Below are 11268 nucleotides of genomic sequence, written 5' to 3'. Positions count from 1 at the left end.
CGAGTGAGCGTATCCGTGGCAAATGCAGCGGCAACCCCGATAAACCTGTCCCCGGAAACGGGGGCAGGCGTCATTGGCGTACACGGCGTAACCAAGCGCTTTCCCGGCGTGATCGCGGTCAACAACGTGTCGCTTACATTTCATCCCGGTGAGGTTCATGTTCTTCTCGGCGAGAACGGCGCCGGCAAATCGACGCTGGTCGGCATTCTCTCCGGCCTTCAGCAGCCGGACGAGGGCTATCTCTCGCTCAATGGCGAGAAAACCCGGCTGGCCAGCCCCTCCGCCAGCCTTGATGCCGGCATCAGCACGGTCTTCCAGCATTCCATGCTGGTGCCGACGCTGACGGTTCTGGAAAACCTGACGCTGGGCGCGCCCTGGTATCAGCGTCCGCCCCGCGCCCGGATCACAGCGCGCATGGAGGAGTTGAAGCGGCAATTCGCGCTTTCCCTGCCGCTTGATGCCATCACCGGCGAGCTTTCGCTCGGCCAGCAGCAGCAGATCGAGATCGCCCGTGCGCTTCTGCGCGACAGCAAGGTGCTGATCCTCGACGAAGCGACCTCCATGCTGACGCCCCAGGGCGCGCAGGAGCTTGGCGAGCGGATGCAGCAACTGGTGAAAAGCGGGCTGGCGGTGATCTTCATCACCCACAAGCTTGCAGAGGCCTATCGCTATGGCAATCGCATTTCCGTGCTCAAACAGGGCGCGCTTGCCGGCGAGATGGGCCCGGAACAATTGAAATCCATGTCCGAGGACCAGGCGGTGGACGAGATCGTCCGCCTGATGTTCGGCCGCGAGGCCGGGGCCACGTCCACCGAGCACAGGAAAAGCACGGCCCGCGACGATGTCGCCCTCAGGGTCGAGAACCTTTCGACCGAGGGCGATGCCGATGTCATGGGCCTTCAGGACATTTCTCTGAGCCTCAGAGCCGGCGAGATCGTCGGCGTGGCCGGGATCGACGGCAATGGTCAGAAGCAGCTTGCCGAGGCCATGGCAGGCCAGCGGCCGCTCAAGTCCGGACGCGTCGAACTCGACGGTGAGGACATCACCCGCGCCTCGATCGCACAGCGCCGCCGCAAGGGGCTGCGTTATCTGACGGACGACCGTTTGTCCGAAGGCTCGGTCGCCGCCTTTCCGATTTCGGAGAATACGGTGCTCAAGGATATCGGCCAGCCGCCCTTCTGGGTGAATGGCATGGAGCGCCCGCACCGCATTGCCGAGCACGCGCGCGAACTCATCGCACGGTTTTCGGTGAGCACGCCGAGCGAAACGACTCCGATCGGGCGGCTTTCGGGCGGCAATATCCAGAAGGTCCTGCTGGGGCGCGAGCTTTCGGGCGAGGCGCGCGTCGTGGTTTTCAACAAGCCCACCTACGGGCTGGACCTCCAGAACATCGATACATCGCGCCAGCGCATAGCCGACATCGCCGAACGCGGCCTTGGCGTGCTGCTGATCTCGACCGATCTCGACGAGTTGATGGCGCTGTCGGACCGTATCGCGGTGATGGAAGGCGGTCGCATCCGCGGGATCGTCGACAATGACGGCAGCGGCGAGGCGCTGCGCCTGCGCATCGGTCGGATGATGGCCGGCGAGGAAGAAGTGAGGCAGGCGACGGCATGAGCATGCAAGACCAAACCAAGCCCGTGTCGGCGGACACGAAGACTGACACCGCCCGCAGCGCGCGCCCTGTGACCGAGCGCAGCGCGTTCCAGCGCATCCTGACGCTGACGGTCGGGCCGATCATCGCGGCCTTCCTGCTGTCGGCGATCATCCTGATGCTGGTGGGCGTCAATCCCCTGACCTATTACGGCTACATCCTCGATCGCTCGCTGTTTTCGGGACTGGGCCTGCAGCAGACGGCAACCCGCATGGCGCCGCTTCTGTTTCTCGCCGCCGGGCTGATCGTCGCGTTTCGCGCCGGGATCTGGAATCTCGGAACGGACGGGCAATTCCTGCTCGGCGCTGTCGCCGCCGCGGCGACCGCGCCCCTCCTGGTCGGCATCCTGCCCGGCTGGGCGGTGCTTCTGGTCGGCTTTCTGCTGGCCGCCATCGTCGGCGCGCTGTGGTCGGTCATACCGGCGCTGCTCAAGGCCTATCAGGGCGTGAACGAGATCATCACGACGCTGATGATGTCGTTTCTCGGCGTGCTGCTGGCCGCGACGCTGGTCAAGCTCATCTTTCGGGACCCGGCGACCACAGTGCCGCAAACGCGCACCCTTCCGGTGGCCGATCGTTTGCCACGGCTGTTCGACACCTCGATTTCCAGCGGGTTGATATGGGGGCTGATCGCGGTTCTGGCCGTCCATCTGATGATGACACGCACATCCTTCGGGCTACGACTGCGGATGGTGGGCGCAAACCCTGTCGCCGCGACCCATGCAGGCCTTTCGGTGCCGCTTCTGACCATGGCGACGTTCGGGCTTTCGGCGGGTCTCGCCGGGCTTGCGGGCGCTTCCGAGATCCTCGGCGTTGCCGGCAATGTGCCCGCCAACTGGAACCCCGCCTATGGTCTGATGGTCATTCCGCTGGTGTTTCTCGCCCGCTTCAACGGGTTCGGCGCGATTGTGCTCGTCTTCTTCTACTCGGCGCTGATGATCGGCAGCGAAAGTGCTGCGCGCCGTCTCGGCGTGCCGCAGAACTTCACCCTCGTGCTGGTCGCCAGCCTCCTGATCTGCCTCGGGCTCGGCGAATATATCGATCAGCACAAACGCAAGAAGGAGCGTTGAGATGGGCGGATTGCTGACCGAGGCGTTCCTGTCGTCTCTTCTCACCGGCGCGATCATTGCCGCCATCCCGATGCTTCTCGCCGGTCTTGGCGAGCAGATGTCGGAAAAGGCGGGCGTGCTCAATATCGGCATCGAGGGCATGATGCTGATGGGGGCCTATATGGGCTTTCTCGTCGCCTTCAGGACTGAGTCCCTGTGGCTGGGCTTTCTGGGCGGCATCCTGGGCGGCGTGCTGGTCGCCATCGTCATGGCCGTGCTCTGCGTGCGTCTCGGGCTGAACCAGATCGTGATCGGCATTGGCCTGACGCTCGGGGTCGAGGGCTTGACCGCGCTGCTGCACCATTTCCAGTTCTCGCGCACCTATCCGCGCCTGCCGGCACCCGAGCGGCTGAACATTCCCGGATTGACCGATCTGCCGGTGATCGGGCCATCGCTGTTCGGCCGTCATCTGATCGTCTATTTCGCGCTTCTGGCGGTCGCGGTGCTGGCGTTCCTCTATCGGCGCACCAATCTCGGCATGACGCTCCGCGCTGCCGGCGAGCGTCCGGCGGCGCTGGACGTAGCCGGCGGCAACGTGCTCGGCATCCGCGTTTTCGCAGTCCTGTTCACCGGCGCGATGGCTGGGCTCGGCGGCGCCTATCTCGCCAATATCGGGGCGGGGCTGTTCCTGCCCTTCATGACCGGCGGCGCGGGCTTCATCGGCATCGTGCTTGCCATGCTGGCAAGGGGCCGGCCGCTCTGGGTGCTGATCGGCTCGCTCATTTTCGGCGCGGCGCTGTCGCTGACGACGGCCCTTCAGGTGGCGGGGTCGAACATTCCGACCGACGTCATCCAGATGCTGCCCTTCGCGGCGGTGATGCTGGTCCTCGTGCTTTTCGGACGCCGGGCGAAACTGCCTGCAGCACTCGGCGCTGCCTACGAACGCGGCGCCCGGTAAAGGGCGTCATCCACCAATTCCGGGTCCGGGAGAGGCCGGACAAACCTATAGGAGAAGTGACATGGCAGATACCAAGGTCTTCCTGCTCGACGGCGGCTCGCTGGTGCTCGACGGTTTCCATATCTGGTGGAACAAGGGGCCGGGCGGCGAGGTTCGCTTTCCCGTCTATTCCGTGCTCGTCGATCACCCCAAGGGCAAGTTCCTGATCGATACCGGCTATGACTTCGACCATGTGCAGAAGGTGCTGCCCTTCGAAAAGCCGCAGCAAACCAAGGAGCAGACGATTCCCGGCGCGCTCAAGCTCCTGGGGCTGGAGCCCAAGGACATCGACGTCCTGTTCAACTCGCATTTCCACTTCGACCATGTCGGCGGCAACAAGTTCTTCCCCGATGCCAAGAAGATCTGCCACAAGGACGAGCTGCCCCAGGCTGCCAAATGCCAGCCGTTCGAGGTGCTGGGCTATTCTGACCTCGCCTTTTCCACGGAGGTGGCGGAAGCGCGCGGCATGAGCGATCAACTCGGCGCCGGGCAGACGGCCGGCAACACCAAGTTCGAGCTGATCGAGGGCGATGTCGAGCTCGCGCCGGGCGTGACGCTGATCTACACGCCGGGCCACACGATCGGGCATTATTCGCTGCTGGTGGAATTCGACACCCGCCGTCCGCTTCTGCTCACGCTCGATGCCGCCTATACCCGCAAGAACTACGACAATGACATCAATGCTGGCTTCCATATCGATCCCGTGGCCGGCGTGAATTCCATGCGCCGCCTGAAGGACATCGAGAAGGCGAAGGACGCCGAGGTTCTGTTCAGCCACGACCCGGAGAGCTTCAAGAACTACAAGACCGGCGTCAATTTCTACGGCTGAGGAGGGCCCGATGAAATATACTGAAACCAAACCGCCGGTCTTTACCCTGACGGCCGGTCCCGTGGATGCCTATCCGGAAGTGCTGCGCGCGCTCGGCACCACGGTGCTCTACGATTATGATCCGGCTTTCCAGGCCTTCTTCGAGGATCTCACCCTCAAGGCGCAGGAGGCGCTAGGCTGCGATCTGCCGCCACTGATCCTGCAGGGCGAGCCGGTGCTGGCGCTCGAGGGCGCCGCCGCCTCGCTCATCGCCAAGGACGATGTGGTTCTGAACCTCGCCTCCGGCGTCTATGGCAAGGGTTTTGGCTATTGGGCGGCTCGCTACGCGAAGAAGGTCGAGGAAATCGAGGTGCCTTATGACACCGCGATCGACCCCGAAGACGTCCGCGCCTTCCTGAAGGCGCATCCCGAGGTCAGGATCGTCTGCGTCTGCAATCACGACACGCCGTCGGGCACGCTCAACGATATCGACGCGATTGGCGCGGTTGTCGCCGAGGCCGGCGGGCTGTTGCTCGTCGATGCCGTGTCCTCGTGGGCCGGCATGCCCACGAGCCCGACATCCAGCCAGGCGGCGATCTACGTCACCGGCCCGAACAAATGCCTCGGCTGCCCGCCCTCGCTCTCGCTGGTCGCCGTGTCCGAAGCGGCATGGGCCAAGATCGAGGCCAATCCGGATGCGCCATTTGCCTCCATGCTGAGCTTCACCGACTGGAAGAATGCCTGGAAGAAGACCGAGCCCTTCCCCTTCACTCCGTCGGTGGCGGAACTCAACGGTCTGAGCGCCGCGCTCGACCGCTACCTCGAAGAAGGCCCGGAAGCCGTCTGGAAACGTCACGCGGTAACGGCGAGGGTCTGCCGGGAAGGCATCAAGGCCATGGGGATCGACCTCTGGCCGGTTTCCGAAGACATCGCCTCGCCGACCGCCACGGCAGTGAAGATGCCTGATGGCATCGATGCCGGTCCGGTGCTGGCGGAGGCGCGGGCGCGCTACGGCATCTCCATGTCGGCGGGACGGGCGGAAACGCTCGGCAAGCTGATCCGCATCGGCCATATGGGCCCGACGGCTCAGCCGGCTTACGCGCTGCTGGCCGTTGCCGCGATGGGCGGGGCATTGAAGGCATTGGGCGCCAAGGTGGATGTGGCGGCGGGACTTGCCGCGGCACAGGCCGCCTGGGACGCAGCAATCGAAGAATAGGGCCGGAAACGGCGATAAAGGAAAGGACAAGAGGGAATGAGTACCAGTCTTGAAGGCCGCAAGGCCGTTGTCACCGGTGCCGCACAGGGCATCGGCAAGGCCATTGCCAGGGCGCTGGCCGAAGCGGGTGCAAAGGTCGTGATTTCCGATATCAACGGCGAGGGCGCGAAGGCCGCCGCCGCGGAGATCGGCCACGGCGCGGTGGGCGTGACCTGCGATTCCACCAAGGTGGACGAGGTCGAGAAGATGCTGGAGGACGCCGCCGAGAACGGCGCCATCGACATCCTCGTCAACAACGCCTCCATCGTTCCCTATATCGCGTGGGACGATGTCGATCTGGCGCATTGGCAGAAGATCATCGACACCAATCTGACGAGCGTCTTCATCGCCAGCCGCAAGGCGACCGACATGATGCGCGCCGCCGACCGCAAGGGCACGGTGCTCAACATCGCCTCGAACGCGTTTTATGCCGGCACGCCGAACATGTCCGCCTATGTGGCGGCAAAGGGCGGCGTTGTCGGTTTCACCCGCGCGCTGGCGACGGAAGTCGGCAAATACGGCATCCGCGTCAACGCGGTCACGCCGGGGCTGATCGAGTCCGACGGCGTGAAGGCGAGCCCCCATGCCGAAAGCTTCGGTTTCGTCGAGATGCTGCAGGCCATGCCCGGCAAGGGCCAGCCCGCCGATATCGCCAAGGTCGTGGCCTTCCTCGTCTCCGACGATGCCGGTTGGATGACCGGCCAGTGCGTCAATGTCGATGCCGGCATGATCCGCCTTTAGGGCACTGCGCGGTCGAATGTAGACATCCGCGACAAAGCGACAAAATCGATGGATGAAGCGGAGGCTTCGCGACATACGCGGAGCCTCGATGGCGAACCACTACCGGTTGGCGATTCACCGCTGTGCTCGAGGGCGCAGCAAATGCATGAATTACCGGTGCAATTGATCAGGTTTTAGGTGTCTTTCACTCGAAATAATTATTATAAAATAATAAAATTCTTTATTTATGTAATTATAAATATTTTTTTATTTAAAAAATAAAGTATTTTTGTGTGATTTAGTAGCCTATCGCCGTTGAGACGTGATCTCCAAACATCAATTTTTGTTGGTGCACGTTGACATCGACTTACAAAAATGTTGGACAAACCCAAGGATGGTTGTGCGGAGCTTTCTCGGCTCTGCTGCAATATAAAGCGGGGGCAGTTCGATCGTGCAGTTCAACAAAGTCGTCATCATTTCGCTCCTTCTTTGCCTGCCGATCGGCATGTGGGGCGTCATTGCCCCAGATCAGATGGCGGCAAGCGTTCTGGGCTTCACCAGCTATTTCATGGTCGGGGCGAGTTGGTGGTGGCTGGGTCTCTGTTCGAGTTTCGTGCTTCTGGCCGCGTTTCTGGCATTTGGTCCCTACGGCTCCATTCGCCTGGGCAAGGACGATGAAAAGCCGGAATTTTCCTATTCGTCGTGGATTGCGATGCTGTTTGCCGGCGGCATGGGGGCCGGTCTGCTGTTCTGGGGCGTTGCCGAGCCGGTGACGCATTTTGAAAATCCGCCCGTCGGCACGCCTGCATCGGCTGAAGCCGCGCGGCAGGCCATGGTGATCACCAACCTGCATTGGGGGCTGCATGCCTGGTCGATCTACGGCGTTTGCGCGCTGGTGATTGCCTATTTCACTTTCCGGCTGGACAAGCCGCCGCTGATTTCGACTCCGCTGCGTGGGCTCTTTTCCGGCCGCTCGTCCGATGTCGCCGCCACCACTGCAGACGTTCTTGGCGTCGTTGCCGTGGTCTTCGGCCTTGCCGGTTCTCTGGCGATGGGCGCCCTGCAGGTGCGCTCGGGCCTGACCGCGCTGTTCGATTTCCCCGCGATCAACGCGGTTTCGCTGGCCGTGCTGGCCGCCCTGTTTGTGATGTACATGATCTCGACGCTCACAGGCGTCGAAAAGGGTATGAAACTGCTTTCCGACATCAACATGATGCTGGGTCTGGCGCTCATGGCTTTCATCCTGATCTTCGGGCCAACGGCCTTCATCATGGAAACATTCGTAACGACGATCGGCGCCTACATGTCGCAGTTTGTCAGCATGTCGTTCCGCCTGTTCCCGTTCGAGGGGCTGACGGAGTGGTCGGCCAACTGGACGCTGACCTACCTGATCTGGTGGCTGGCCTGGGGACCGTTCGTCGGCGTGTTCATCGCGCGCATTTCCCGCGGACGCACCATCCGCGAATTCTGCATGGGCGTCATCCTGATCCCGACCGCCTTTTCCATTCTCTGGTTCGCCGTTTTCGGCGGCGCCGGCATTTATGTCGAGATGTACGGTCCCGGTGGCCTTGCGTCCGTCATCACGCAGGATGTTGCCGCCGCGTTGTTCTCGTTTCTCGATTATTTCCCGTTCTCCTCGGTGCTCAGTATTGGCGCGCTGCTGCTGATCGTGATCTTCCTGGTGACGTCGGCCGACAGCGGCACATTCGTGCTGTCCATGATGACCACGAACGGAAATCTCAATCCGCCCGCCGCCGCGAAAATCGTATGGGGCAGCATCGTCGCCGTCATCACGGCAGCAACGCTTCTGGCGGGATCCGTCGATGTGGCAAGGGCCATGTCGACGCTTGGCGCGATACCGTTCTCCGCGATCCTGATCTTGCAGATCGTCAGTTTCCTGCGGCGATTAAGACGTGATCCCTCGCGCGAGAAACCGGTCGAGGCCGATACCAATGAGGTGATGTCATGAGGGCATTTGTCTCGCTGCTGATCGTTATCCTGCTGGCGGGCTGCTCGTCGGACCCTGTCAGGGTGGGCTCCAAGAACCTGGCGGAAAGCCGCGTTCTGGCGGAAATGTTTGCCCTTCTGCTGGAAGAGGATGGCGTGTCGGTCAAGCGCATGCCCTCGCTCGGTGCCACGGGCGTCGTCTACCAGGCGCTGATCGACGACGACATCGATCTATATCCCGAATATACCGGCACGGCGCTGGCGTTCCTGGGCGCGCGCAGCAACGGTGATGCAGACGAAGCCATGCGGGTGGCCTCCGAGGGGCTCGCCCGCAACGGCCTTGTCCTGCTCGACAGGCTCGGCTTCGAAACCGATTACGTGGTTCTGACCCGGCCAGCCATCGCGGCCGCCAATCACCTCGATGACATCTCCGATCTTGCCGGTGCGGATGGCAGGCTGCGCCTCGGCGTCACGCAATCCTTCGCGGAGCGACCCCGCGACGGGCTGGAGCCTTTCCTGGACCGGTTCGGTCTGACATTCGAAGATATCGAGGTGTTCAGCGAAACGAGCCGGGAGGGCATGTATGACGCGCTTCTGGAAAGAAGCGTCGACATCATCGTCGGCCTCTCCACGGATCCGGAGATAAGCGATTACGAGCTTGTCGCGCTCAGCGATGCCACGGGGTTCTTTCCCGTCTATCAGGCCGCGCCGCTGACATCGGACCTCGCGCTGGAGCGGACTCCCGACATCGCCGCCGCCATGCAGAAACTGGCGGGCAGGATCGACGACGACATGATGCGGTCGCTGAACGCCGCTGTGCGCCTCGATGGCCGGCCGGTCAACCGCGTGGCGCGGCAGGCGCTTTACGACCTCGGCCTGGTGGCGAAGCCGCCACGCGAGCGCACGCCGGTTCTTGCCATCGCCATGGGACCGGAGACGATGGGCACCGATGCCGGCATCGAAACGCTGCGCGCGGTCCGCAAATCCATGCGCGGCCGCGACGTCAATCTTCTGTCGACCAATGTGCCGCTGGAAGCGATGGCAAGCGGCGAAGCGAGGCTGGCGCTGACGCCGGCGCTCTCCGGCTTCAGCCTGACCGATGGCCGCGTGACCCGCGATGAGCGTGTCGAGGCGATCGCCGCCATCGGCTCGACCTTCCTGCATGTGTTGACGCGCTCCGATGACCGCGCATTGCCGGAAGGAACGCTGACGATTGCGACGGGACCGGTGGGGTCGGCCTCGCATACGCTCGCGCTGGCCGTCGCCCACAACAGCAACCGAGACATCAGCGTCACGCCGCTGGATGACTTTGGCGCACAGGCCGCGTCAGCGGTATTGCGCGATGGCGATGCCGACCTGGCTTTGATCTTTGCCGCAAGAGGCCGTCAGGATCTGGTCGATCTTTTCGCGCGGTCGGACGATGTCACCCTTGCCGATGTTGCCGGCTGGTGGACCAATGCCGACCGTCTTTCCATGCCGGTCATGCGCGAGGCGCAGATCGCCGCGGGCACATATCCGGGCATTGACGAGACCGTCGAAACGCTTTCCACGCAAATGATCCTGTTCGGACCCGCCACATCCGACCGGTTCTTGATCGGCCAGCAGGGTCCCAATGCGTTCTTCGACGAGCCGCGACCGCTGCAGGATAAAAGCGTGGCAGCCATAAACCGGAATCTCGGCTTCCATGCAGCAGTCGACCCGCACCTGCGCCGCGCTGCCGCGCTGACGCCGGAAGTCAATATCCTTGACGACCGGATCAATCCCTATCCCGGTCGCGCGATCCTGATGATCGCGATCTTCGGGTATCTCGTATGGGCGGGCTGGCTCTTCGTCAGGCCAGAACGGGAAACGACCGACTGATAACAATCCGGAAACGAAAGTCTGCGGTCTTCAGTTTCGAGGAAGCGAACATCTCGGCAATCGCCTGTCCGGCGGTTGACAAAGCGCGGCGCGGGCCGCAATCTCGGCGCATTCACCCGGGGGGTCCCGACAAGGGGCTGAGATTCTGATAGCCGGTCCGCAAGGTCCGTGCAGCGCAGTGACCCGATGAACCTGATCCAGTTCATACTGGCGTAGGGATGGTGTTCGGGCTGCGCGTCTCCGGCAGAGACTTTTATGGCGTGTTTCACGCGGCCAATCTCCATTCATTACCGGGAACTGGGTCTCCACGCTTCGAGCACTGGAGGCTCCGACCAATGAAAGATATTTTCCCAACCGTCACCACGGGTCCGCTGCCCGCCTCGCGCCGCGTCTGGCACCGGGGGGCGCTTAATGCCGATATCCGCGTGCCGATGCGCGCGATCGATCTGCACCCGACAGCAGGCGAACCGCCTGTCACCGTCTATGACAGCTCCGGCCCCTATACCGACCCGCAAGCCGAGATCGCCATCGAAGGCGGGCTGCCGCGCCTGCGCGAAGCCTGGATCGCCGCGCGCGGCGATACGGAGCAATATGACGGCCGCCATGTGAAGCCGGAGGACAACGGTTTCGCCGAGGGCAAGCGGCTGGTGCCGGAATTTCCCGTGCGGCACCAGCCGAAACGCGCGAAGAACGGCCGCGCCGTTACCCAGATGGCCTATGCCCGCGCCGGTATCGTGACGCCGGAAATGGAGTTTGTCGCCATCCGCGAAAATCTCGGACGGCAGGCGGCAAGGCAGGCGATGGAACGGGACGGCGAAGCCTTCGGCGCCGAGATCCCCGATTTCATCACACCCGAATTCGTACGCGACGAGGTGGCGAAGGGCAGGGCGATCATCCCCGCCAACATCAATCACCCGGAACTGGAGCCGATGGCGATCGGCCGGAATTTTCTCGTCAAGATCAATGCCAATATCGGCAA

9 protein-coding genes and 1 riboswitch are annotated in these 11268 nt (G+C 62.8%); all 9 genes read left to right on the top strand.

Going from position 1 to position 11268, the window contains the following annotated elements; all coding sequences use genetic code 11:
• Positions 1 to 1617: putative B6 ABC transporter ATP-binding protein (locus tag B4E36_RS18870; RefSeq protein WP_414673787.1), on the top strand; the 1617-nt coding region annotated here is incomplete at its 5' end.
• A complete protein-coding gene (locus tag B4E36_RS18865) occupies positions 1614 to 2723 on the top strand; it encodes a putative B6 ABC transporter permease subunit 2 (RefSeq protein ID WP_292056470.1) in 1110 nt (369 codons plus the stop codon). The genes B4E36_RS18870 and B4E36_RS18865, both read left to right, overlap by 4 nt.
• A 1-nt stretch (position 2724) precedes the next feature.
• On the top strand, positions 2725 to 3660 hold the full coding sequence (locus tag B4E36_RS18860; protein WP_292056473.1) for a putative B6 ABC transporter permease subunit 1: 936 nt from the start codon (positions 2725 to 2727) through the stop codon (positions 3658 to 3660).
• A gap of 61 nt (positions 3661 to 3721) precedes the next feature.
• Positions 3722 to 4528: a 4-pyridoxolactonase gene (gene pldA, locus B4E36_RS18855; RefSeq protein WP_345900686.1), complete on the top strand. Its 807-nt coding sequence runs from the start codon at positions 3722 to 3724 to the stop codon at positions 4526 to 4528.
• 10 nt (positions 4529 to 4538) lie between these two features.
• A complete protein-coding gene (ppaT, locus tag B4E36_RS18850; RefSeq protein WP_345900685.1) occupies positions 4539 to 5723 on the top strand; it encodes a pyridoxamine--pyruvate transaminase in 1185 nt (394 codons plus the stop codon).
• 36 nt (positions 5724 to 5759) lie between these two features.
• A complete protein-coding gene (gene pldH, locus B4E36_RS18845) occupies positions 5760 to 6503 on the top strand; it encodes a pyridoxal 4-dehydrogenase, SDR-type (RefSeq protein ID WP_292056478.1) in 744 nt (247 codons plus the stop codon).
• Between the two features lie 430 nt (positions 6504 to 6933).
• Complete coding sequence (locus B4E36_RS18840) at positions 6934 to 8451, top strand: BCCT family transporter (RefSeq protein ID WP_292056480.1); 1518 nt, start codon at positions 6934 to 6936, stop codon at positions 8449 to 8451.
• Complete coding sequence (locus B4E36_RS18835) at positions 8448 to 10289, top strand: glycine betaine ABC transporter substrate-binding protein (protein ID WP_345900684.1); 1842 nt, start codon at positions 8448 to 8450, stop codon at positions 10287 to 10289. The genes B4E36_RS18840 and B4E36_RS18835 overlap by 4 nt, the downstream gene beginning before the upstream one ends.
• 107 nt (positions 10290 to 10396) lie before the next feature.
• Positions 10397 to 10526: riboswitch (TPP riboswitch) on the top strand.
• Positions 10527 to 10624: 98 nt separating this feature from the next.
• Positions 10625 to 11268: phosphomethylpyrimidine synthase ThiC (locus tag B4E36_RS18830; protein ID WP_345900683.1), on the top strand; the 644-nt coding region annotated here is incomplete at its 3' end.

The sequence above is a fragment of the Martelella sp. UBA3392 genome, assembly GCF_002358775.1.
Taxonomy (GTDB): Bacteria; Pseudomonadota; Alphaproteobacteria; order Rhizobiales; family Rhizobiaceae; genus Martelella; species Martelella mediterranea.
Note: the sequence above shows the minus strand (reverse complement) of the source record. Positions and strands in the feature narration are given on the sequence as shown.